This window comes from Streptomyces toyocaensis, assembly GCF_000725125.1.
In the GTDB taxonomy this organism is placed as follows: domain Bacteria; phylum Actinomycetota; class Actinomycetes; order Streptomycetales; family Streptomycetaceae; genus Streptomyces; species Streptomyces toyocaensis.
Map to the genome: position 1 here is coordinate 14,225 of NZ_JFCB01000008.1, position 23,335 is coordinate 37,559.

Genomic DNA, 23,335 nt, shown 5'->3' on the forward strand with positions numbered 1-23,335 from the left:
ACGCCGGGTTCAGTACGCCCGGCGGCGCATCCGGCGCCACCACATCAGCGCCACGCCGATCAGCAGCAGCCCACCGGCACCCGCACCCGCGGACGCGGCGATCAGGGCCGTGTCGTCCGTGTCCTCCGCACCCGCCGGGCGCAGCGCGTCACCGAGCTGGCTGCGCACGTCGTTGCCGCCGTCCACGCCCTTGGCGAGCGGGCCGCGTGATCCCTCCGTGGGGTTCGCCAGATACGGGAAGGCCTTGCCGAACTCCCTGTCGTTGGCGTCGACCGCGTCACCCAGGTCGTTCTTCGCGCCGACCAGTTCACCCTCGACGACCTGGAGCGCGGCGTCGATCACGTCGTCGGTGAGGCGGCGGCCGTTCGGGAAGCCCGCGGTGTCCCCGTCGAGGACACCGAGCCGCTTGGGCTCTGCGGCGGGCTTGACCGAGGTGTTGAGGCGCAGCTGCTCCGACGGCGTCACGTGCGGCGGCCGGTTGAGGTTCTCGACGCCCTTCAGGAAGACGCCGACCAGGTCGTCGCGCGGCTCGTCCGGCGCCGGGATCTTGTAGATCGCCTCGATGAGTTTCGGCAGCTCCGGGCCGGTGACGTTCTCCAGGAACTGCGCGTCGTCCCGGGGCGCGGAGGCGTTGAACGTGTCCTTGTCCTTCAGCGGGTTGACGACCTCGTTCACCAGCGGGTTGCCGAGGCGCGAGACCTGCACGAAGTCACCCTGGGCGTTCTTGCGCTGCGTCGTCGACCAGATGCCGACGACCGGCTGCTCGTGCGACTCGGTGATGAGGCTGTGGGGCACCTGGAGGGCGATCGAGTTGACGTTGTAGCCCTTGAGGGTGTCGTTGCCGACCTCGGAGAGGTTCCCGCCGTACAGCAGGTCGAAGACGCGCAGGTCCAGGAAGAACGGGTCGTCGGCCTGCCCGGCGAACGTCCGGGCGCCCCCCGCGAGCTTGTGGATCGCCTGCTTGCGCAGGGAGTCGTAGTCCGGCATCGACGCCTTGCCGACGTTCGACGGCGCCACCGGCACGTCGTCGGCGACCTTCGTCCTCGACACCGCCTTCAGGTGCCGCAGCTTGATCAGTTCGAGGTCGTACGACTGGGTGATGTTGAGGTCGGGGTCGTCGAGGCTCTCGACCGGACCCGTGTTGTACAGGAACGTCTTGTCGTTCTTCGTGTGCGTCCTGAACGTGTACCGGAAGACCAGGTCCTCCTGCGCGTCGCCGTCCCGGTCGACGCGCAGGTCGTACTGCGCGTCGTCGGCGAACGTGAAGAAGTTCGGCCCGCCGGCCGGCTCCTCGAAGGGGATCCAGTTCGCGATGATCGTCGTCGTGTCCGGCTTGTCGGGGCTGACGAACGCGTACAGGTCCGTGTTGTCGAACTGCGGGGTGCCCGAGATCAGCGGGGCCTCCCGGTGGGAGGAGGCGGTGGCCGCCTCGGGTTCCAGCGCGGTCACGCCGGCGGCTGCGAGCCCTCCGGCGGCCAGCGCCCCACAGATCAGGGTCGCGAGACTCCTGCGCCCCGCACCGGTCCTGGAGTTAGGTGTCATGCCGTCCGTCCTCAGTGCCAACTTGCCTGACGCACTGGGATTCGGAACGCGGGGCGGGCCGGATTGGTCGGGTTTTCTCGCCGTCGTTTCTCGCCGCCGACCCGCGTTTCGGGCCCGGTGATCCGTACTTCCCTTCCGGAGGCACGCTCCTGCGCGCGCCTCGTGCGACCGGGCGGCCCCACGGGGCCGGGAAGAAGGGGATGCGCGTTGGAGGCGGACGAGCTGCTGATGCTTGTGGCCGCGGGTGACCAGGAGGCGTTCGAGGACCTGTACGGGCTGGTCTCCGGGCCGGTGTACGGGCTGGTGCGGCGCGTGGTGCGCGATCCCGCCCAGTCCGAGGAGGTGGCCCAGGAGGTGCTGCTGGAACTCTGGCGCTCCGCCGCGCGGTTCGACCCCGGCCGCGGCAGCGCCCTGTCCTGGGTGCTCACCCTCGCCCACCGCCGCGCCGTCGACCGGGTGCGCAGCGCCCGCGCGGCCGGCGAACGGGAGCAGCGCGAGGCCCGGCGCGGCCACGGCCCCGCCTTCGACCAGGTCGCCGAGGAGGTCGAGGCCGGGCTGGAACGCGAGTGGGTGCGCCGCTGCCTGGACCGCCTCACCGCGCTCCAGCGCCAGTCGGTCACCCTCGCCTATTACGACGGCTACACCTACCGCGAGGTCGCCGAGCGGCTGTCGCTGCCGCTCGGCACGGTCAAGACCCGGATGCGGGACGGCCTGACCCGCCTGCGCGACTGCCTGGGAGGCGCGGCATGAGCCTGTTCGGCCGACTGACGTCCCGCGACCTGCACTCGCTGGCCGCGCCCTACGCCCTCGACGCCCTGGAACCCGCCGAGCGGGTCCGCTTCGAGAAGCACCTGCGGTCCTGCGGCCGCTGCACCGCCGAGGTGCGCGACCTCGCCGAGGACGCCGTCCGGCTCGCCTGGTCCACGGCCGCCCCCGCGCCGCCCGCGCTGCGGGACCGGGTGCTGGCCGCCGTACGGACCACCGCCCAGGAACCCGCGCCGCGGGACCCCGCACGCGCGCGTGCGCCGCAGCTCCCGCCCCACGTCTGGGGCACCGCGCCACCTCCGCGCACCCGGGAGCGGCGCCGGTCCCCGCTGTTCGTGCCGTTCGAGACGGCCACCGCCGCCGCGGCGCTCGTCGTCGCCTCGCTCTTCGCCGTGCAGGCGGCCCGGACCCAGGACCGGCTCGACGCCGAGCGCGACCGGGCACGTGAGATCGCCCACGTTCTCGCCGCGCCGGACGCCCGCGCGAGCAGCGGCCGGGACCCGCGGGGCCGCACGATCGGAGTGATCGCTTCCGCATCCTCCCGCAGCGCGGTCGTCACTCTCGGCGGATACGACGACCCTCCGAACGGACGTGTGCGCCAGCTCTGGCTCATGGGCCCGGGCTCGCGGCCGCGGTCCCTGGGGCTTTTCCAGGGCGACACGCCCCTGGTCGCGTCCGGCCTCGACACCGGGGCGGCGTCACTCGCCGTGACCGTCGAGCCCGATGGTGGGTCACCGCAGCCCACCGGCCAGCCCATCGTCCAACTCGCCCTGAAAACGGTCGGATTCGGAGAGTAATCGCCGCAGGTTCGTCAACACCCTTATGGGGAAGGTGAATCCTGTGACCTCGATACACGAGTGCCGGGACGGGGCGATAGGGTTACCCTGCCCGGGCCGGGTGGACTCGTACGGGTGGGGAGTGACATGGAACAGATAACAGTGCGCAGCAGGGCCAGGGTCCCTGCGATCACGTGCGGGAGCAGCGCGACCAGTTCGCGCCTCGACCGCCACCTCGCTGTCCTCGCGGGACCGGCCGTCCCGCAGCGCGAGACGGCGGAGGCGACCTCGCTGATGCGCGAGCTGACCGCGCGTGACACCCCGCACAGCCGCGGTGCCGCGCGGGCCCGGACGAGCCGCGTCTCGCTCTTCGCCCCGCTGCGCCGACTGCGCCGCTCCCTGTTCGGCAGCCGGTAGCGCCCGCGCCGGACGGTCCCACCGTCCCGGCGCAGCGCCCGCCCGTCCGTCATCCCCGCGGCACCCAGGGCACCCGGCGCATCGAAGATTCCAGCACGTCCTCTTGCCGGCGCCCCCGGTCCCACCCGGCAGCGAAGCGGGGGCCCGCCGGTCACTCCCCGTCCTCCTCGCAGGTCACCGCCCGCCGTGCGCGTACCTCCGCACCGCGAGCGGCACGAACACCGCGAGCAGCACCGCGCACCAGGCCAGTGACCCGGCGACGGGATGCGCCACCGGCCAGGCCGCCCCCTCCGGCACGGATGCGTTGCCGAACAGCTCCCTCAGTGCCGTCGCCACCGCGCTGATCGGATTCCACTCCGCCACCGTGCGCAGCCACCCGGGCAGCCCCTCGGTGGGAATGTACGCGCTGGACAGCAGCGGCAGCAGGAAGGTCGCCCCGCCCAGCTGACCGGCCGCCTCCTCGTTCCGGGTGAGCAGCCCGAGGAAGACGCCGATCCACACGCATGCGAACCGGAACAGCAGCAACAGCGCGAGGGCACCCGCCGCGGCCGCCGCGCCTCCCTCCACCCGCCAGCCGACCGCGAGCCCCACGAGCAGGAACGGCACCGTCCCGGCCGCTGTCACCAGCACGTCCGCCACGGCCTGGCCCGCCGGCACGGCGGCCCGGCTCACCGGCAGCGTGCGGAACCGGTCCGTCACCCCGCGGTGGACGTCCTGGGCCGACTGGAACATGCCGGTCATGACCCCGCCCGCCGCCGTCGCCACCAGCAGTCCCGGAACCAGGAAGGACCGGTACTCCGCACCCGGCACGGCGAGCGCGCTGCCGAAGACGTAACCGAAGAACAGCAGCATGCTGACCGGCATGGTCTGGGTGAGGATCAGCAGCCCGGGGTTGTTGCGCATCCGCCGCAGCTGCCGGCCGAGCATCGCGGTGCCGTCGTACGCCAACGTGCTCACGCTGCACGCTCCTTGTCGTCACCGGGGCGGCCGGCGAAGGCCACGGAGCCCTCGGTCAGCCGCAAGAACACATCGTCCAGAGTGGGGGGCCGCAGGCTCGCGTCGAGCAAGGGCACGCCCGCCGCGTCCAGCGTCCGCACCAGGTGCGGGAGAGTGACGGTCGCGTCCTTGGTGACCACGCCGACCGCGTTCCGTTCGCGGTCCAGGGACGGCTGCGAACCGGTGAGGCGGTCCAGCACCCCGGCGGCCGCCGCCAGCGCGGCCGGGTCCGCGACGATCACCTCCGCGTGCGTCCCGACCAGCGCCTTGAGCTCGGCCGGGGAGCCCGTGTGCGCGACCCGTCCCCGGTCCACCAGGGCGATGTCGTCGGCCAGCCGGTCGGCCTCCTCCAGGTACTGGGTGGTGAGCAGCACACTTGTGCCCTCGCGGGTCAGTTCGCGCACCGCTTCCCAGATCAGCGTGCGGCTGGCCGGGTCGAGACCGGTCGTCGGCTCGTCCAGGAACAGCACCTCGGGACGCCGGATCAGGCTCGCCGCCAGGTCCAGCCGGCGTCGCATGCCGCCCGACCAGCCGGACGCCGGCCGGTCGGCCGCCTCCGTCAGCCCGAAGCGGTCGAGCAGCTCGTCGGCCCGCCCGGCCGCCCCGCCCACCCGGTGCAGCCGTGCGAACAGCCGCAGGTTCTCGCGCCCGGTGAGATCCCCGTCGATCGAGGTGTCCTGCCCGGTGACGCCGATCCTGCGCCGTACGGCGGCGGCCTCCCGGACGAGGTCGTGGCCCGCGATCCGCGCCGAGCCCGCGTCGGGCCGCAGCAGGGTGGTCAGCAGCCGGACGGCGGTCGTCTTGCCCGCCCCGTTGGGCCCGAGCATCCCGCACACGGTGCCCTCGGCCACCGCCAGATCCAGCCCGCGCAGGGCGCGGACCTCCCCGAAGCGCTTCTCCAGACCTTCACTAAGTACAGCGTACGTAGTAGTCATGGGTCGACCATAGCGCACTACGTACGGTGTACGTAACTACGATGGTGGGGAGGTGATGACCGATGGCGGGCCGAGCGGCCGAACCCGAAGTGATCTGGGCGCGCCCCGAGCGCACCGGCCGTGGACCGAGACCGGCGTACACCCGCGCCGACATCGCGGCGGCGGCGGTCCGGATCGCCGACACCGAGGGCCTGGACGCGGTCTCCATGCGCCGCGTCGCCGCCGAACTGGGCTGCGGCACCATGTCGCTGTACAACTACGTCCCCCGCAAGGAGGACCTGTACGAGCTGATGGTGGACGCGGCCGGCGGCGAGCACGAACTGTGGGAACCCGGCGGTGACTGGCGCGCCGACATGCTCCGGGTGGCGCACCAGACCCGCGCGCTGATGCACCGCCATCCGTGGCTGCCGCGGCTGATGTCGCCGGTCTACGGCTTCAGCCCCAACGCCCTGCGCTATCTCGAACACTGCCTGGCCTGCCTGGACCCGCTTCCCGAGCCGTACGGCACGAAGCTGGAGCTGATCGCGATGCTCAACGGCATCGTGACGACGTACGTCACCAACGAACTGGCCACCGACGAGCGCACCCGCTCGCTGCCCTGGTCGCAGGAGCGGGAGAACGCGATGCGGATCGCCTACCTGGGCGGCCGGGTGGCGACCGGCGAGTACCCGAGAATGGCGGCGGCCTTCGCGGAGGACGCGGGGCCGATCGACCTGGAGGCGGTGTTCGAGCGGGCGCTCGGCCGACTGCTGGACGGCTTCGACCACTCCCGCCGCTGAACCCGCTCCCGGCGGACGTCAGATGAGCGCGAGCTGGCCCTCCGGGCCCTCCTCGTGGGCGTCCAGCACCGAGGCGGGGCGGCGCGCCGAGGGCGCTACCGGGAGCACGCCGGCCTCGCACAGCTCGGCCGGCGTGACCGGGTCGGGGACCGCCCCGTCCGTCAGCGCCTCCCGACGCGGGCGCAGTTCGGCCAGCAGGGCGAGGACCGTGATGAGCTCCAGGAGCTCCGAGGTCCAGGCCTGGGGCCAGACGGCGGGCCGGATCGCGGCCAGCGTGCCCGGCTCGCCCGGCTCCGTACGGGCCGCGCACCACTGTTCCAGCACCCGGACACCGCCGGCCTCGAAGTCCCAGGCCTCTGGCGGCACGGGGGAGATGCGGCCCTCGTCGAGCAGCAGGGCCTCGTCCTCCCGGTCGTAGCGCACGGCCCCCGGGCGGGAGGGCAGCGGGGCACGGACGTAGGGGCGGCGTCCGCCCGGCAGCTTCGGGCGTTCCCCGTCGCGCCGCATCAGCCACAGCATCCGGCGGCCCACCGCCATGCCCCGCTCCCACTCGTCCGCGTCCCCGGTGAGCGGCACCGCGAGGCCCCCGGGCGCGGGCCGTGCCACGGCCGCCGCCCAGGCGAGGACGTCCATGGGGGAGGTGTCGCGGCCGAGCCGGGAGGCGAGGTGGTCCGTCAGGCCCGGGGCCAGGTTGGGCTCGGTGGCGCCCGGCCGGCGGAACAGCGGGCGGACGCGTCCCGCGCGGAGCACGGGCAGCAGGGACGTGGCGAGCAGGGGCGGACCGGCGGAGCCGTCGGCGGCTGCGCCGCCCCGCGCGGTCTCCACGACGAAGACCTGCCGCTCGTCCGCCACCCGCCACAGCTCCGGGCGGGCCGCGTCGATCAGCCGCTGGTCGGGGATCAGCCACTGCTCGTCGAACGGGGCGTACAGGACCCGTACCGGCTCCGGGCACGGGCCCGTGGCGCGGGCCAGCTTCCCGGTGCCGCCGCTCCGCCCCGGCAACTGCCCGACGGCCGAGTGCGGGGTCCGGGAACGGGTCGGCTGGAACAGGGCCTCGCGGTCCTGGCCCCCGGCCTTCACCAGGGCGTCCCAACGGGCCTCCAGGGACGCCGCGTCGGGAGCCGCCGGCCACCCCCGGCCGAGCCGCGGCGGTGCGACGGACCACGGCATGAGGTCCGCCAGCAGCGGAGCGTCGTCGTGCGTCACGCTGGGCATCGTACGACCTGTGGGGGACGGGCGGCTCAGGTGGCGTCCAGGGTCACCGTGAAGGAGAAGCGGTCGCCCCGGTAGTGGATGACGGCCACGTCCAGGGGGCGGCCGCCGCTGTCGTAGGTGACCCCCGTGTAGTGCAGGATCGGGCTGAGCAGCGGGACCTGGAGCAGACGGGCCGTCTCCGGGTCCGCGAGCCGCGCCTCCACCGTGTCCGTGATCCGGCTGATGTCCGCCCCGACGACGTCCCGCAGCACCTTGGTCATCGGCCACCGCACCAGGTCGTCCAGGTCGATGCGGGCGGCCAGTTCGGGGCGGACCCAGTTGCGCGCGTGGTTGGTCGGCTCGCCCGTCTTCTCGTCGCTGCGCAGCCGGTGGTACGCCGCCGCCTCGGACAGGTCCGGGAAGTACTCGGCGATCTCCGCGGGCACCGGCGCGGGGCCGTGTTCCAGCAGTTCGGTCGTCATCCCGGACTGCTGGGCCACGATGGCGTCCACCGAGCCCAGCAGCCGCACCGGGGCGCCCCGCCGGGCGCCGGGCTCGATGAAGGTGCCGCGCCGGCGGTACCGGGTGATCAGCCCTTCGTCCTCCAGCTCCTTCAGCGCCTGCCGCATGGTCAGCACACTCACGCCGTAGTGGCCGGCCAGCTGTTCCTCGGTGGGCAGGCGCAGGGGGTCCTGGGGCGAGCGGCCGAGGATCGAGGCGCGCAGCGACTGCGACACCTGGTACCAGAGCGGCAGCTTGCGGTTCAGGACGATCGAATCCGGAGCGAAGGAGGTCACGGGCTATCCGTACCGGTCCGAGAACGTTCAGTGCAACGGCTGGAAGTGCCGCTCGAGTCCCTGCCACACGTCGTCGTAGCCCTGTTGCAGGTGCTCGGCCCGGGCCGCCTGGGGCGTCAGCGACACCGGCCAGCGGGTCTCGAACATGAAGGCCAGACCGTCGTCGATCTTCTGCGGGCGCAGCTCCGCGGCGCTCGCCTTCTCGAACGTCTCGCGGTCCGGGCCGTGCGCCGACATCGTGTTGTGCAGCGAGCCCCCGCCCGGCACGAAGCCCTCCGCCTTCGCGTCGTACGCGCCCTCGATCAGGCCCATGTACTCGCTCATCACGTTCCGGTGGAAGTACGGCGGGCGGAAGGTGTCCTCGCCCACCAGCCAGCGCGGGGCGAAGACCACGAAGTCCACCCCGGCGAGGCCGGGGGTGTCGCTCGGAGACGTCAGCACCGTGAAGATGGACGGGTCCGGGTGGTCGTAGGAGATGGTGCCCATCACATTGAAGCGGCGCAGATCGTAGGCGTACGGCACATAGTTGCCGTGCCAGGCGACGACATCGAGCGGGGAGTGGTCGTAGCCGGCCGACCAGAGGTTGCCGCAGAACTTGTTCACCACCTCCACCGGGCCCTCGACGTCCTCGAACGCGGCGACGGGTGCCCTGAAATCACGGGCGTTGGCCAGACCGTTGGCGCCGATCGGGCCGAGGTCGGGGAGCCGGAACGGCGCTCCGTAGTTCTCGCACACATAGCCGCGGGCCGACTCGTCCAGGAGATCCACACGGAACCGGACCCCACGAGGAATCAGCGCGATGTGCCCCGGCTCCACATGCAGCAGCCCGAACTCCGTGCGCAGCAGCAGCCCGCCGAGCTCGGGGACGATCAGCAGCTCACCGTCGGCGTCGCTGAACACGCGGTCCATCGAGGCGTTGGCGTGGTACAGGTGTACGGCCATCCCCGCGCGCTGGGTGACATCGCCGTTGCCCCCCAGGGTCCACAGCCCGGCCAGGAAGTCGGTCCCCTCGGCCGGGGCGGGCAGCGGGTTCCAGCGCAGCCGGTTGGGGTCGGGGACCGTCTGAGTGAAGGGCGCGGTGCGCAGGGCGCCGTTGCCCGTGCGGGAGAACGCCGGGTGGGCGGCCGACGGGCGGATCCGGTACAGCCAGGAGCGGCGGTTCTCCGCCCGCGGCTCGGTGAACGCCGAACCGCTCAGCTGCTCCGCGTACAGTCCGAGCGGGGCGCGCTGCGGCGAGTTGCGGCCCTCGGGCAGGGCGCCCGGGATCGCCTCGGAGCTGTGCTCGTTGCCGAAGCCGGAGAGGTGTTCCAGTGCTTCGGCGGCCTTGCGTGCTCCCCCGTGCTCGAACGCGCTCGTGCCGGTGGTGCCCCCATCGGTCATGTTCGCTGCTCCCTTGCGATCCGATTCCTATGGGACACCGTAGGATTGCGTTTTCCCCGGCGCAAGGGGGCGCGCGATGCCGGTGGCGCTCCTCCTCTCGGCGGAGGACGCGGAACCCGACTTCAGGTGGATCCGCGGACTCGCACCCGTGTTCTACGCTCCCCGGTATGACGTGGAGGCGGAGCATCTTCACCGCGCTCGCGGTCTGTGTCGTACTGGCGGCCGGGTCCGCGGGCTGCGACTCCCGTGCCGCCCGGGACCAGGACGGGGTGTCGGCCTCGCCCGTCGGCCGGCTCCTCGACGAGCGGGACGAGGACGGGCGTCCCCTGCGCGAGGTGGACGGGCGGAACGCTCCCGGGGTCGGCGTCGAGGTCACGCCCGACTCCGGCGGCTGGGACGTGCGGCTGCGGGTGCGCAACTTCCGCTTCTCGCCGGACGGGACGGGCGAGCGGGCGGTGGCCGGCCGCGGACTGGCCCACCTCGAGGTGAACGGCCGCCGTGTCGCCCTGCTGCGCACCCCCGAGTACCACCTCCCCGGCGGCATGGTCCCGCGCGGCACGCACCAGATCACCGTGCGCCTCTACGCCGACGACGGGTCGGCGTGGGCCGTGGACGGCGAGCCCGTCGAGAGCACGGCCGACATCACGGTGTCGGAGCGGGAACCGGGCGACGACCCCGGCGCGGAGCCCCTCGCCGGGCAGGCGGTCCCCGGCGCGCCGGAGCACGGAGCGGGCGGGCGGCACCGTAGCGGAGGGCGAGGTTCACCTCACGGTGCCGGACAGGCATGATGAAGCCCGTGCCCCACGCGACATCGCTCCGCAGAGCGCCCGTGCAGCGGCGCAGCGCCGAACGGCTGGCCAGAATCCTCGACGCCTGCGCCGAACTCCTCGACGAGGCCGGATACGACGACCTGAGCACCCGGGCCGTCGCCGAGCGCGCCGGTGTGCCCATCGGCTCCGTCTACCGCTTCTTCGGCAACAAACGCCAGATGGCCGACGCCCTGGCCCAGCGCAATCTGGAACGCTTCACCGAACGGGTCGGCGAACGCCTCGGGGCCGCGGGCGACCAGGGCTGGCGGCACGCCATGGACGTCGTGCTGGACGCGTACCTGGACATGAAGCGCACCGCCCCCGGCTTCTCCCTCGTCGACTTCGGCAACCAGATACCGGTCGGCACCCGCCGGGCCGAACCCAACCGCCGGGTCGCGGACCGCCTCACCGACCTGCTCTCCGCCTACCTCGGCCGCGAGGCCGACGAGGACCTGCGCCGCACCTTCCTCGTCGCCGTCGAGACCGCCGACGCCCTCGTCCACCTGGCGTTCCGGATGGCGCCCGAGGGGGACGAGAAGGTCATCGGCGAACTGCGCGGGATGCTGCGTGCCTACCTGGCGCAGGTGCTGGACTGAGTTCCGCCCGCGGCACCCCCTCCCCTCCATGCGTACCGGTCGGTATGCTCGGCCCGTCCGTGCGTCACCGCCGCCGTACCCGGGAGGTCCCGTGTCCCGCACCGCCCTTCGTGTCTGCCCCCTGTGCGAGGCCACCTGCGGCCTGACCCTCACCATCGAGGACGGCCGGGTCACCGGCGCCCGCGGCGACCGCGACGACGTGTTCAGCAAGGGATTCATCTGCCCCAAGGGCGCCGCCTTCGGTGCCGTGGACTCCGACCCCGACCGGCTGCGCGCCCCGCTCGTCCGCGTCGACGGCGAACTGCGCGAGGCGACCTGGGAGGAGGCGTTCGACGCCGTGGCCGCGGGGATACGGCCCGTCGCCGAACGGCACGGACCGCATGCCGTCGGCGTCGTCCTCGGCAACCCCAACGTCCACACCGTGGCCGGCGCCCTCTACCCGCCCGTGCTGATCGGCGGGCTCGGCACCCGCAGCCTGTTCACCGCCTCCACCGTCGACCAGATGCCCAAGCACGTCTCCAGCGGACTGCTCTTCGGTGACGCGAACCTCATCCCCGTGCCCGACCTCGACCGCACCGACCACCTCCTGCTGATCGGCGCCAACCCCCTGGAGTCCAACGGCAGTCTGTGCACCGCCCCCGACTTCCCCGGCCGGCTGAAGGCGCTCAGGGCCCGCGGCGGCACCCTCACCGTCATCGATCCCCGCCGCACCCGCACCGCCCGCCTCGCCGACCGCCACCTCGCCATCCGCCCCGGCACCGACGCGCTGCTCCTCGCCGCGATGGCACACACCCTGTTCGACGAGGGCCCCGCCGACCTCGGGGAGCGGGCGCCGCACATCCGGGGCCAGGACGAACTCGCCGGGGTACTGGCCGACTTCACGCCCGAAGCGGTGTCCGGCGCCTGCGGCATCGACGCCGCCGTCATCCGCACCCTGGCCCGCGAACTCGCCGCCGCCCCCACCGCCGCCGTCTACGGCCGCATCGGCAGCTGCACCGTCCCGCACGGCACCCTCGCGAGCTGGCTCGTCGACGTCCTCAACATCCTCACCGGCAATCTCGACCGGCCCGGCGGTGCCCTCTTCCCACTGGCCGCCACCGACAGGACGCCCCGACCCGCCGGACCCGGCCGCGGCTTCGCCCTCGGACGCTGGCACTCCCGGGTGCGCCGGCACCCCGAGGCCAAGGGCGAACTGCCGCTGTCCGCCCTCGCCGAGGAGATCGACACCCCCACCGAGGAGGGCGAGCCGGTCCGCGCCCTGATCGCCGTCGCGGCCAACCCGGTGCTCTCCGCCCCGGACGGCGACCGGCTCGACAAGGCGCTCGGCTCACTGGACTTCATGGTGAGCGTCGACCCGTACCTCAACGAGACCTCACGCCACGCGGACGTCGTCCTGCCGCCGCCCCCGCCCGCGCAGAGCCCGCACCACGACTTCGCCTTCAACACCCTCGCCGTGCGCAACCAGGTCCGCTACACCCGCCCCGCCGTCCCCCTCGAGCCCGGCCGCATGGCCGAGACCGAGATCCTGGCCCGGCTGGTCCTGGCCGCCACCGGCCTGCACGGCGCCGACCCCGCCGCCGTGGACGCCATGGTGATCGACCAGACCCTCGGCAAAGCGGTCCGCGACCCGCACTCCCCGGTGCACGGCCGCGACCAGCAGGAGCTCGCCGGCCTGCTCAGCGGCGAGAACGGCCCCGAGCGGCGGCTGGACATGATGCTGCGCCTCGGCCCCTACGGCGACGGCTTCGGTGCCGACCCGGAGGGACTGACCCTGGACAGGCTGCTCGCCCACCCGCACGGCATCGACCTCGGCCCCCTGCGCCCGCGTCTGCCGCAGCCGCTGAAGACCCGCAGCGGGCAGGTCGAGCTGCTGCCGGAGCCGATCGCCGCCGACCTCCCCCGGCTGCGGGCCGCCCTGGACGAACGTCCGGACGGGCTGGTCCTCGTCGGCCGCCGCCATCTGCGCTCCAACAACAGCTGGATGCACAACGTGCCCGCCCTCACCGGCGGCTCCAACCGCTGTACCCTCCACCTCCACCCCGACGACGCCGGGCGCCTCGGCGTACGGGACGGACAGCAGGTACGCATCAAGGGTGCCGGGGGAGAGGTGACCGCCCCCGCGGAGGTCACCGACGCCGTACGCCGCGGCGTGGTGAGCCTGCCGCACGGCTGGGGGCACGACCGCCCCGGCACCCGCACCCGGCACGCCGCGGCCGATCCCGGCGCCAACGTCAACCAGCTCCTCGACGGCAGCCTCCTGGACCCGCTGTCGGGCAACGCCGTTCTGAACGGCGTGCCCGTCGAGGTGGCCCCGGTTCCCGCCGTCGTGACCGAAACGTTCGACGCTCTGACCTGAGCAAAGCTGTGACCTGGGGTTTTGCGCTTATTGCTCGCAGGCCGACGTCTTGCTGACGCGGCTTCGCCGCACCTAACGTCGTCGCACCGCCGGCCCTGGTGGGATGTTCAAGGGCGAACGTTAGGTATCCAGTCATGCTGACCATCCTCGGCTTCGCCATGATCGCGACCTTCCTGGTCCTGATCATGGCGAAGAAGATGTCGCCGATCGCGGCGCTCGTGCTGATCCCCGCGCTGTTCTGTGTGTTCGTCGGCAAGGGCGCGCACCTCGGTGACTACGTCATCGACGGCGTGTCCAGCCTCGCCCCCACCGCGGCGATGCTCATGTTCGCGATCGTCTACTTCGGTGTGATGATCGACGTCGGACTCTTCGACCCGATCGTCCGCGGGATCCTCAGGTTCTGCAGGGCGGATCCGATGCGGATCGTCGTCGGCACCGCGGTGCTCGCCGCGATCGTGTCGCTGGACGGCGACGGATCCACCACCTTCATGATCACCGTCTCCGCGATGTACCCGCTGTACAAGCGCCTGAAGATGAGCCTGGTGGTGATGACCGGTGTCGCCGCCATGGCCAACGGCGTGATGAACACCCTTCCCTGGGGCGGTCCGACGGCCCGTGCGGCGACCGCGCTGAAGCTCGACGCCAGCGACATCTTCGTGCCCATGATTCCCGCCCTGCTGGTCGGCCTGCTCGGCGTCTTCGTCCTGGCGTACGTGCTGGGACTGCGGGAGCGCAGGCGGCTGGGTGTGCTGACGCTGGACCGGGCGCCGGCCGAGGAGAAGGAGACCGTGCCGGTCGGTGGGGGGTCCGGGGCGGGTTCCGGCAGGGGCTCCAGGACGGCCGGCGGCTCCGGCGCCACAGCGGACACCGACGCGCTCGACGGCACCGCGAGTGGCGCGGAGGACGACGCGGAGGACCACGGGGACTTCCAGGGCCTCGACCCCGACCGCCCCACCCTGCGCCCGAAGCTCTACTGGTTCAACGCGCTGCTCACGGTGTCCCTGCTCACCGCCATGATCATGGAGTGGCTGCCGATCCCGGTGCTGTTCCTGCTCGGCGCCGCGCTCGCGCTCTCCGTCAACTTCCCCCACATCCCCGACCAGAAGGCCCGTATCGCGGCCCACGCCGACAACGTCCTCAACGTCTCCGGCATGGTCTTCGCCGCCGCCGTGTTCACCGGCGTCCTCCAGGGCACCGGGATGGTCGACAGCATGGCCAGGTGGCTGGTGGACGTGGTCCCCGGCGGCCTGGGCCCGCACATGGCCCTCGTCACCGGGGTGCTGAGCCTGCCGCTGACGTACTTCATGTCCAACGACGGCTTCTACTTCGGGGTCCTGCCCGTGCTCGCCGAGGCCGGAGCGGCACACGGCGTCTCCCCGCTGGAGATGGCCCGTGCCTCCCTCGTCGGCCAGCCGCTGCACATGTCCAGCCCGCTCGTCCCCGCGGTGTACGTCCTGGTCGGCATGGCCAAGGTGGAGTTCGGCGACCACACGCGGTTCGTGGTCAAGTGGGCGGCCCTGACCTGCCTGCTGATCCTCGGGGCCGGCTTCCTGTTCGGCATCGTCTGAGCCCCGTACACCTGAAGGGAGGGAGCCGGTCATGGCGCCCGGTGGGAACCGCGGCTGGCTGCTCCGCCTCGTCATCGCCTTCGGCTTCGCCCAGGGGGCGGTGTCGATGGCCCGGCCCGCCGTCTCCTACCGGGCGCTGGCACTGGGCGCGGACGAGCGGGCGGTCGGGGTGATCGCGGGCGTGTACGCGCTGCTCCCGCTGTTCGTCGCCGTACCGCTCGGCCGGCGCACCGACCGCGGCCGCTGCGCGCCCCTGCTGCCGGCCGGCGTGGTGCTCATCTCCGGTGGCTGCGCGCTGAGCGGCATCGCCGGCTCGCTGGGGACGATGGCCCTGTGGAGCGGGGTGATGGGCCTGGGACACCTCTGCTTCGTCATCGGCGCCCAGTCGCTCGTCGCACGCCAGTCCGCACCTCACGAACAGGATCGCAACTTCGGCCACTTCGCCATCGGCGCCTCGCTCGGACAGTTGGCCGGGCCCGTCGCGGCGGGCGCGCTGATCGGCGCGGACATGGCCCGTACCAGTGCGTTCGCCCTGCTGGCCGCGGGAGCGGGCGGGGCGCTCGCCCTCACCTCCCTGTGGCGCACGGAGCTCCCGGCGGTCCCGGCGTCCCGGACCGCGCCGGGCGCACGGGTGCCGGTGCGCGGCATCCTGCGCGCCCGGGGCGTCCCCGCGGGCATCCTGGTCAGCCTGGCGGTGCTGTCCGCGACCGACATCCTCACCGCCTACCTCCCGGTGCTCGGCGAGCACCGGGGCATCGACCCGGCCGTCGTCGGCCTGTTGCTGAGCCTGCGCGCGGCGGCCACGATCGCCTGCCGGCTGGTGCTCACACCCCTGCTGCGGCTGCTCGGCCGCACGGCGCTGCTGACGGTCACCTGTCTGCTGGCGGCGCTGCTGTGCGCGGGCGTCGCGGTGCCGGTGCCGGTCTGGGCGCTGGCGCTCGTCCTGGCCGCCCTGGGCTTCTGCCTGGGCGTCGGCCAGCCGCTCTCCATGACGACGGTCGTCCAGGCCGCTCCGGCCGGGGCCCGCTCCACCGCCCTCGCCCTGCGCCTGACCGGCAACCGGCTGGGGCAGGCCGCCGCGCCCGCGGGGGCGGGCCTGATCGCGGGCGTCGCGGGCGTGGCGGCGCCGTTCGTGACGCTGGGCGCGCTGCTCCTGCTGTCCTCGGGCGTCGCCCTGAGCACTCCGTCCGGCCCCGCGGAGGACCGGCCGCCCGGCCGGAAAGGGAGCCGGGCCCGTCCCCGGTGCCGTACGACTCGCTGAGGGGACCGCGGGCGGCGCGCGCGTACGGCAGGATGGCACGGATCGCACACCAGTACGGGCGCGCACCGATGACCGGGTGCCGTGTGCCCACGAGGGGGACCTCATGCTTCTTCTTGTCCTGTCCGGAGTTCTCGTCGTCGTCGCCGGGGGATGCGCCTGCGTGGTCTGGGCCGCGCGGGGCGGCCCGCGCTGGGCGCGGGGTGCGGCGAGGGCGACCCTGGCGGCGGGTGAACTGCTCCGGGCCGGCCGTTCGCGCGGCGGCTCCGCGAACGGCGACGACGGCGGGGACGACTGACGCGGAACCCGTGGCGGCCGGCCGTCCCACGCGCCGAATCCGGACGTCCGCTTTCTCACGGATCGGATGAAGCGCCGAGATCCCGTCCGGCGTCTTCCCCCGGCCGCCTACATTCCGTTAGCTTCCGTGACTCACGCGCCCCGTACGACCCGTACGAGGCGTCCGACCGCGGAGCACCAGCGCCCTGACCAGCCCCCGGGGGCCCCTCATGACACGCGCCATCACCCTGCACGACGTCAGCAAGGCATACACGCGAGGCGTCCGCGTGGTGGACCGGCTGTCGCTGGACATCGCGCCGGGGGAGTTCCTCGTCCTGCTCGGCCCCTCGGGCTGCGGCAAGTCCACCGTGCTCAGGATGATCGCCGGACTGGAGGACATCGACGAGGGCCTGCTCTTCCTCGACGGCGAGTACGGCAACGACCTGCCGCCGTCCGAACGGGACATGGCGATGGTGTTCCAGAACTTCGCCCTTTACCCGAGCATGACCAGCCGCGACAACATCGGCTTCCCGCTGCGCATCGAGGCCCCCGGCGCCGACCCCGCCCCGCGGGTGGACGCCACCGCCCGGATGCTCGGGATCGAGGACCTCCTCGACCGCTTCCCGGCCCAGCTCTCCGGCGGCGAACGCCAGCGGGTCGCCATGGGCCGGGCCATCGCCCGCCACCCCTCCGCCTTCCTGATGGACGAGCCGCTGTCCAACCTGGACGCCAAACTCCGCAACCATCTGCGCGCCGAGATCGCCCAGCTCACCCGCGAACTGGGCGTCACGACCGTCTACGTCACCCACGACCAGTCCGAGGCGATGTCGCTCGGGGACCGGGTGGCCGTCCTGCGCGGGGGTGTCCTGCAGCAGGTCGACACCCCGCGCACGGTGTACGCGCTGCCGAACAACGTCTTCGTCGCCGCGTTCATCGGCACGCCGCGCATCAACCTGCTGCGCGGCCTGGTGCGCGCGCCACTGGACGGGGCGATGACCATCAGCCTGGGCAAGCAGTTCCTGCGGCTGCCCGAACCGCTGTCCCTGGATCACCAGTTGCTCCGGGTGCAGCAGGGCCGCGAGGTCATCGTGGGGCTGCGCTCGGAGGCGGTACGGATCGCCAAGCCGTCCGCCGCCCGGCCCGGCGAGGTGGCCCTCACCGGCCTGGTGGAGCATCTGGAGTTCCAGGGCCACGAGGTGCTCGTCCACTTCAACACCGGCTCCCGCCCCGCCGTCGTGCCCGAGCTGGAGGCCCCCCGGCAGAGATCCGACCGCCCGGCCAGGCGCCGCCGGCGCGAGGGCACGGTCCTGGAGCGCCTGCGGGAACGGGCGGGCGCGCTGCGTGCCGGGTCCGTGGCGACGCTGGACGAGCCCGGACGGCAGGACCCGGCACCCGCCCCGGCCGAACCGCGTGTCGCAGGTGACCTGATCGTCCGCACCACGCCGGACATCCGGCTCCGGCAGGGCATGCAGGTACCCCTGCTGGTCGATCTCGCCCACCTGTTCGTCTTCGACCAGCACGGTGAACGGATCTGCCCGAACCCGGAGCGGCTGCCCGAGCTGGAGGAGTGACACCGTCGCGCGGGCGTCCCCCTGGCGCCGGAAAACTATCATCGCTAGTTTAGGGTCCGGACGACGTGAGCAGTCCTACCCCGACGCCCGCCCCGGAGGAAGCGCGATGAAGGCATACGACGGCATGTACATCGACGGCGCCTGGCGCCCGGCCGCCGGGCCGGACGTGATCGAGGTGGTGAACCCGGCCGACGAGCAGGTGATCGCCTCCGTCCCCGCGGGCACCGTGGAGGACGTCGACGCCGCGGTGCGCGCCGCCCGCGCGGCCCTCCCGGGCTGGGCGGCCACCCCGCCCGCCGAGCGCGCCGCCCGCCTGGCCGCCCTCCGGGACGTGCTGATCGCCCGGCAGGACGAGATCGCCGGGACGGTCACCGCCGAACTCGGCTCGCCCCTGAAGCTCTCGCAGACCGTCCACGCCGGCGTGCCGGTCGCGGTCGCGGGCTCGTACGCCGAGCTGGCGGCGACGTACGCCTTCGAGGAGCGGGTGGGCAACTCGACCGTCCTCCACGAACCGGTGGGTGTGGTCGGGGCGATCACCCCCTGGAACTACCCCCTCCACCAGATCGTCGCCAAGACCGCCCCCGCCCTCGCGGCCGGCTGCACCCTCGTCGTCAAGCCCGCCGAGGACACCCCGCTGGTCGCCCGGCTCTTCGCGGAGGCCGTGCACGAGGCGGGCGTTCCGGCCGGCGTGTTCAACCTCGTCACCGGCCTCGGCCCGGTGGCCGGCCAGGCCCTCGCCGAGCACCCGGACGTCGACCTCGTCTCCTTCACCGGCTCCACCGCCGTCGGCCGCCGCATCGGCGCGATCGCCACGGGCATGGTGAAGAAGGTCGCCCTCGAACTCGGCGGCAAGTCCGCCAACGTCATCCTGCCGAGCGCCGACCTGGCCCGTGCCGTCAACGTCGGCGTCGCCAACGTGATGTCCAACTCCGGCCAGACGTGCAGCGCCTGGACCCGCATGCTCGTCCACCGCGACCGGTACGAGGAGGCCGTGGAACTCGCCGCGGCCGCCGCCGCCAAGTACGGCGACCGCATCGGCCCCGTGGTCAACGGGCGGCAGCGGGACCGGGTGCGCGGCTACATCGAGAAGGGCGTCGCCGAGGGTGCCCGCCTGGTCGCGGGGGGCCCCGAGGCCCCCCGGGAGAGGGGCTACTGGGTCAGTCCGACCGTCTTCGCCGACGTCACCCCGGACATGACCATCGCCCAGGAGGAGATCTTCGGCCCTGTCCTGTCCGTCCTGCGCTACGACGACGAGGACGACGCCCTGCGCATCGCCAACGGCACCGTCTACGGCCTCGCCGGTGCCGTCTGGGCCGGTGACGAGGCGGAGGCGGTGGCCTTCGCCCGCCGCATGGACACCGGCCAGGTCGACATCAACGGCGGCCGCTTCAACCCGCTCGCGCCCTTCGGCGGCTACAAGCAGTCGGGCGTCGGCCGTGAACTCGGCGCCCACGGCCTCACCGAGTACCTCCAGACCAAGTCCCTCCAGTTCTAAGGGAGTCGTCACCGCCATGGCCGTACGTGCCGCCGTTCTGCCCGCCGTCGGTGCCCCGCTGGAGATCACGGGGATCGACCTGCCCGAGCCGGGCCCCGGACGGGTCCGCGTCCGGCTCGCCGCCGCGGGCGTCTGCCACTCCGACCTGTCCCTGTCCAACGGCACCATGCGCCTGCCGGTCCCGGCCGTCCTCGGCCACGAGGGAGCCGGCACCGTGGTCGCCGTCGGCGAGGGCGTCACCCATGTCTCACCCGGGGACGGCGTGGTCCTCAACTGGGCCCCGTCCTGCGGTACCTGCCCCGCCTGCGCGCGCGGCGAGGTCTGGCTGTGCGCGGGCGCCCTGGACGGCGCGGCCGAGGTGCACGCCCACCGCGCCGACGACGGCACGGACCTGTACCCCGGGCTGAACGTCGCCGCGTTCGCCGAGGAGACGGTGGTGCCCGCCTCCTGTGTGCTGCCCGCCCCGGAGGGCGTCCCGCTCACGGACGCCGCCCTGCTGGGCTGCGCGGTGCTCACCGGATACGGCGCCGTCCACCACTCCGCCGCGGTGCGGCCCGGCGAGACCGTCGCGGTGTTCGGCGTCGGGGGAGTGGGCCTCGCCGCGGTCCAGTCGGCCCGGATCGCGGGCGCGTCGACGATCGTCGCGGTCGACGTCTCACCGGAGAAGGAGGAACTCGCCCGGGCAGCCGGGGCCACCGACTACCTCGTCGCCTCCGACACCACCGCCCGGCGGATCCGCGGTCTCACCGGCGCGCAGGGCGTGGACGTGGCGGTGGAGTGCGTCGGCCGCGCGACCACCATCCGCACGGCCTGGGAATCCACCCGGCGCGGCGGACGCACCACGGTCGTCGGCATCGGCGGCAAGGACCAGCAGGTCACCTTCAACGCCCTGGAGATCTTCCACTGGGGCCGGACCCTCTCCGGCTGCGTCTACGGCAACTCCGACCCGGCCCGGGACCTGCCGGTCCTCGCCGGGCACATCCGCGCCGGCCGGCTCGACCTCGGCGCGCTGGTCACCGAACGCATCGCCCTCGAGGACATCCCGGCCGCCTTCGACGCCATGGTGGCGGGCAAGGGCGGACGGGCGCTGGTCGTCTTCTAGCGCACCCCTCCGCGCCCCCCGCCCCCGGAAGGGGGCACCGGCGGGCGGGGCCGCGCGTCCGCGAACGGCGCCGCCCCCGGAAGGCGTCGCCTCCTGGGCGCCCGCGGGCGGCCCCGGCACGGCGCCCCGGCGGACGAAGCCGGGCGGGGAGGGTCCTGAGGACGTGCCGGTGCCGCGTCACGCGGGCCCGGACGTCCGGTCGGCCCGCGGCTGTCCGGCCGCGCCCCCGGCGGTGGCATCCGCCGCCGGAGGTACGGACGCCGCCGCCCGCGCGGCCGCCCCGGCCCCCGACCGGGAGCGTGACACCGCCACTCCCGCGAGGCACAGGGCACCGCCCACCAGGGTCAACGGGCCCGGTACCTCACCGAGCGCCAGCCACGACATCAGCACGACCAGGGCCGGGACCGCGTAGGTCGTCGCACCCATCCGGCTCGCCGTTGTCCGGGCCAGGGCGTAGGCCCAGGTCGTGAAGGCGAGGGCGGTCGGGAAGACGCCCAGGTAGACCATGTTGAGCGTCGCGGTGACGGGCGCCTCGGCGGCCTCCCGCACCAGGTGACCGGCGAACGGCAGGCAGGCCACCGCCCCCACCAGGCACCCGTACGTCGTCACCTGCAGCGGACTCGCCGTGCCCAGCGCCGGCTTCTGCGCGACGACCCCCGCCGCGTACGCCACGGCCGCCAGCAGGCAGAGCACCACCCCGAGCACCGAGGACCCGCCCCCGCCGGACATGGACAGGCCCACCGTCACCGCGCCCGCGAACGACACGGCCATCCCCGCCAGCAGCCGGGGCGGCGTCGCGTCCCCGAGCAGCCGGGCGCCGAGCAGCGCGATGAGGACCGGCCCGATGTTCACCACCAGCGCGGCCGTCCCGGCGTCGACCTCCTGCTCGCCCCAGTTGAGGGCCACCATGTAGAACCCGAACCAGAGCAGCCCCGATATCAGGATCCCCCGCCACGCCGGCCGGGGCGGGAGCCCTTCCCGCCGCAGCAGACAGATCGCGCCCAGGGTCAGCGCCCCGGCCAGCAGCCGCCCCAGCGCGAGCGCCCCCGGCGAGTAGGCGGCCCCCGCGCTGCGGATGGACACGAAGGCGGAGGCCCACAGCACGACGGTGACACCGGCCGCACAGGCCGCGAGCACCTCCGTGCGGGGGGCGGGACGCGAGGGGACGTTCATCATGCTCCCTGAGACGGGGTGGACCGACGGGCGGGACGCCCGCGGTTCGGACGGGGTGTCGGACGGGACCTCGCCGGTCAGCGCAGCGCCGCCGCGTCGAGGCCCAGGAGTGCGGACAGCGCGCGCTCGCCCGCGTCCGTGACCTTGACCGCCCTTTCGGTGCCGATGCGTACGCACCACTGCTCCCGCAGGGCGTGCCGGCACAGGGCCGCACCCGCCACTCCGGCGAGGTGCGGCCGGCGTTCGGTCCAGTCCAGGCAGGCGCGGGCCAGCGGGCGGCGGCCCCGGCGGTCGAGGACGATACCGGCGGTGCCGAACCAGCGCAGCCCCGCGTCGGTGAGCGCGAACCCGGTGTCCTGGCTCAGCAGCCCCCGCGCGGTGAGCGCGTCGGTGACGGCGATGCCGAGCCGCCCGGCCAGGTGGTCGTAGCAGGTGCGTCCGCGGGCCATGGCGGACCCCGCGCCCGACTGCCGCAGCGTGCGCGGGGGTTCGGCGGCACCCGGGGCGATCCGCGCGGCCAGGTCCTCCACGAGCTGGGCGGACCGCGCGCCGGCCAGCCGTACGTACCGGTGCCGCCCCTGCCGTTCCTCGGCCAGCAGGCCGCCCGCGACGAGCTTGCCGAGGTGCTCGCTCAGCGTGGACGCCGCGACTCCGCAGTGCCGGGCCAGCTCACCCGCCGTCCACGCCCGCCCGTCCAGCAGGGCGAGCAGACACGCGGCCCGCGTCTCGTCGGCGACCAGCGCGGCGAGCCGGGCCAGCCCGGCCGCCCGGGGATCCTTCCTGCTCATGCCCCCAGCATGCGGCACGGGCACTTCGGCCGTCACCGAAGTGTCCCCGAGCACCTCTAGGCGCCGTTCCGCACCTGCTCGTACTGCGCCGCCAGCCCGTCCAGCAGGGCGGTCAGCCCCGTCTCGAAGGCACGCTCGTCGATCTTCTCCTGCTGCTCGGCGAGGAGGTGGGCCTGCCCGAGGTGCGGGTAGTCGGCCGGGTCGTAGGCGCCGGCGTCGTCCACGAAGCCGCCGGCGAACGAGCCGAGCGCGGAGCCCATGATGAAGTACCGCATCAGCGCGCCGATGGAGGTGGCCTGCGCGGGCGGCCAGCCCGCCTCGACCATCGCGCCGTAGACCGCGTCGGCCAGCCGCAGCGCCGCCGGTCGTCGGCCCGGGCCGCGGGCCAGGACCGGGACGATGTTCGGGTGGTCACGCAGCGCGGACCGGTAGGAGACCGCCCAGTCGCGCAGCGCGGTCCGCCAGTCCCGGCCGTCCTCGAACATCGACAGGTCGACCAGTGCGCTGACCGAGTCGGCCACCGCCTCGAGGATCTCGTCCTTGGTCCGGAAGTGGTTGTAGAGCGAGGGACCGCTGACGCCCAGTTCCGCGGCGAGCCGGCGCGTGGAGACCGCGGCCAGGCCCTCCGTGTCCACGAGCGCACGGGCCGTCCCGACGATCCGGGCTGTGCTGAGCAAGGGCTTGCGCGGTCGGGCCATGGCGCACATAGTAGGGCTGCGACAGGAAACTAGCAGTGCTAATTTAAAGCCGCGCGGTGCTGAC

The 23,335-nt window shown here is 73.6% G+C and carries 22 protein-coding genes; 13 read left to right on the forward strand and 9 right to left on the reverse strand.

Annotation, left to right across the window (positions count from 1 at the left end):
- Positions 1-9 precede the first annotated feature (9 nt).
- Entirely contained in the window at positions 10-1,542 is a 1,533-nt protein-coding gene (locus BU52_RS11315) for a DUF4331 domain-containing protein (RefSeq protein ID WP_037932212.1), read from the reverse strand.
- Positions 1,543-1,749: 207 nt separating this feature from the next.
- Between BU52_RS11315 and BU52_RS11320 the strand changes: the two genes are divergently transcribed.
- The 3 genes from BU52_RS11320 (at position 1,750) to BU52_RS11330 (ending at position 3,500) form a co-directional block, all read left to right on the forward strand.
- Complete coding sequence (locus BU52_RS11320; RefSeq protein ID WP_037932215.1) at positions 1,750-2,292, forward strand: sigma-70 family RNA polymerase sigma factor; 543 nt, start codon at positions 1,750-1,752, stop codon at positions 2,290-2,292.
- On the forward strand, positions 2,289-3,104 hold the full coding sequence (locus BU52_RS11325; protein WP_037932217.1) for an anti-sigma factor: 816 nt from the start codon (positions 2,289-2,291) through the stop codon (positions 3,102-3,104). The genes BU52_RS11320 and BU52_RS11325 overlap by 4 nt, the downstream gene beginning before the upstream one ends.
- A 126-nt stretch (positions 3,105-3,230) precedes the next feature.
- Positions 3,231-3,500, forward strand: a complete 270-nt coding sequence (locus BU52_RS11330; RefSeq protein WP_037932219.1) for a hypothetical protein — start codon at positions 3,231-3,233, stop codon at positions 3,498-3,500.
- A gap of 174 nt (positions 3,501-3,674) precedes the next feature.
- On the opposite strand, the gene BU52_RS11335 is transcribed toward BU52_RS11330, so the two are convergent.
- Together BU52_RS11335 and BU52_RS11340 are read right to left on the reverse strand one after the other, a co-directional pair.
- Complete coding sequence (locus BU52_RS11335) at positions 3,675-4,457, reverse strand: ABC transporter permease (RefSeq protein WP_037932221.1); 783 nt, start codon at positions 4,455-4,457, stop codon at positions 3,675-3,677.
- Entirely contained in the window at positions 4,454-5,431 is a 978-nt protein-coding gene (locus BU52_RS11340) for a daunorubicin resistance protein DrrA family ABC transporter ATP-binding protein (RefSeq protein WP_037932224.1), read from the reverse strand. The genes BU52_RS11335 and BU52_RS11340 overlap by 4 nt, the downstream gene beginning before the upstream one ends.
- Positions 5,432-5,493: 62 nt before the next feature.
- Here BU52_RS11340 and BU52_RS11345 point away from each other — a divergent pair, with 62 nt between their 5' ends.
- On the forward strand, positions 5,494-6,210 hold the full coding sequence (locus BU52_RS11345; protein WP_037932227.1) for a TetR/AcrR family transcriptional regulator: 717 nt from the start codon (positions 5,494-5,496) through the stop codon (positions 6,208-6,210).
- A gap of 18 nt (positions 6,211-6,228) precedes the next feature.
- Here BU52_RS11345 and BU52_RS11350 read toward each other — a convergent pair whose 3' ends face one another.
- Genes BU52_RS11350 through hmgA form a run of 3 tightly spaced genes read right to left on the reverse strand, consistent with a single transcriptional unit; the run spans position 6,229 to position 9,581 of the window.
- On the reverse strand, positions 6,229-7,425 hold the full coding sequence (locus tag BU52_RS11350) for a type ISP restriction/modification enzyme (protein ID WP_037932229.1): 1,197 nt from the start codon (positions 7,423-7,425) through the stop codon (positions 6,229-6,231).
- Between the two features lie 26 nt (positions 7,426-7,451).
- A complete protein-coding gene (locus BU52_RS11355) occupies positions 7,452-8,201 on the reverse strand; it encodes a GntR family transcriptional regulator (protein ID WP_037932230.1) in 750 nt (249 codons plus the stop codon).
- A gap of 27 nt (positions 8,202-8,228) precedes the next feature.
- Entirely contained in the window at positions 8,229-9,581 is a 1,353-nt protein-coding gene (gene hmgA, locus BU52_RS11360; protein WP_051858114.1) for a homogentisate 1,2-dioxygenase, read from the reverse strand.
- A gap of 167 nt (positions 9,582-9,748) precedes the next feature.
- On the opposite strand from hmgA, the gene BU52_RS11365 reads away from it, so the two are divergent.
- The 9 genes from BU52_RS11365 to BU52_RS11405 all read left to right on the forward strand — a co-directional run bounded on the left by BU52_RS11365 (position 9,749) and on the right by BU52_RS11405 (position 20,612).
- Positions 9,749-10,369, forward strand: coding sequence for a hypothetical protein (locus tag BU52_RS11365; RefSeq protein WP_037932231.1), 621 nt, complete (start codon positions 9,749-9,751; stop codon positions 10,367-10,369).
- The gene (locus BU52_RS11370) at positions 10,369-10,986 is read left to right on the forward strand and encodes a TetR/AcrR family transcriptional regulator (RefSeq protein WP_037932234.1); all 618 of its coding nucleotides are present in this window, start codon (positions 10,369-10,371) and stop codon (positions 10,984-10,986) included. The genes BU52_RS11365 and BU52_RS11370 overlap by 1 nt, the downstream gene beginning before the upstream one ends.
- Positions 10,987-11,077: 91 nt before the next feature.
- On the forward strand, positions 11,078-13,342 hold the full coding sequence (locus BU52_RS11375; RefSeq protein WP_037932236.1) for a molybdopterin-dependent oxidoreductase: 2,265 nt from the start codon (positions 11,078-11,080) through the stop codon (positions 13,340-13,342).
- Between the two features lie 134 nt (positions 13,343-13,476).
- Positions 13,477-14,910: a CitMHS family transporter gene (locus BU52_RS11380; protein WP_037932238.1), complete on the forward strand. Its 1,434-nt coding sequence runs from the start codon at positions 13,477-13,479 to the stop codon at positions 14,908-14,910.
- Positions 14,911-14,941: 31 nt separating this feature from the next.
- Positions 14,942-16,171 (forward strand): MFS transporter, encoded by a 1,230-nt coding sequence (locus BU52_RS11385; protein ID WP_037932239.1) that lies wholly within the window; start codon positions 14,942-14,944, stop codon positions 16,169-16,171.
- A 103-nt stretch (positions 16,172-16,274) separates the two neighbouring features.
- Positions 16,275-16,466, forward strand: coding sequence for a hypothetical protein (locus BU52_RS11390; RefSeq protein ID WP_037932241.1), 192 nt, complete (start codon positions 16,275-16,277; stop codon positions 16,464-16,466).
- A gap of 208 nt (positions 16,467-16,674) precedes the next feature.
- Positions 16,675-18,015 carry an ABC transporter ATP-binding protein gene (locus tag BU52_RS11395; protein ID WP_037932243.1) on the forward strand — a complete coding sequence of 447 codons (1,341 nt, stop codon included), beginning with the start codon at positions 16,675-16,677 and terminating at the stop codon, positions 18,013-18,015.
- A 106-nt stretch (positions 18,016-18,121) separates the two neighbouring features.
- Positions 18,122-19,510, forward strand: a complete 1,389-nt coding sequence (locus BU52_RS11400) for an aldehyde dehydrogenase family protein (RefSeq protein WP_037932245.1) — start codon at positions 18,122-18,124, stop codon at positions 19,508-19,510.
- Between the two features lie 16 nt (positions 19,511-19,526).
- On the forward strand, positions 19,527-20,612 hold the full coding sequence (locus tag BU52_RS11405; RefSeq protein ID WP_037932248.1) for a Zn-dependent alcohol dehydrogenase: 1,086 nt from the start codon (positions 19,527-19,529) through the stop codon (positions 20,610-20,612).
- A 177-nt stretch (positions 20,613-20,789) separates the two neighbouring features.
- Here BU52_RS11405 and BU52_RS11410 read toward each other — a convergent pair whose 3' ends face one another.
- The 3 genes from BU52_RS11410 to BU52_RS11420 form a co-directional block, all read right to left on the reverse strand.
- Positions 20,790-21,785, reverse strand: a complete 996-nt coding sequence (locus BU52_RS11410) for a DMT family transporter (RefSeq protein ID WP_407702036.1) — start codon at positions 21,783-21,785, stop codon at positions 20,790-20,792.
- A 77-nt stretch (positions 21,786-21,862) separates the two neighbouring features.
- A complete protein-coding gene (locus tag BU52_RS11415) occupies positions 21,863-22,573 on the reverse strand; it encodes an ArsR/SmtB family transcription factor (protein ID WP_037932254.1) in 711 nt (236 codons plus the stop codon).
- Between the two features lie 56 nt (positions 22,574-22,629).
- Positions 22,630-23,280 (reverse strand): TetR/AcrR family transcriptional regulator, encoded by a 651-nt coding sequence (locus BU52_RS11420; protein ID WP_200881179.1) that lies wholly within the window; start codon positions 23,278-23,280, stop codon positions 22,630-22,632.
- Positions 23,281-23,335: the final 55 nt, after the last annotated feature.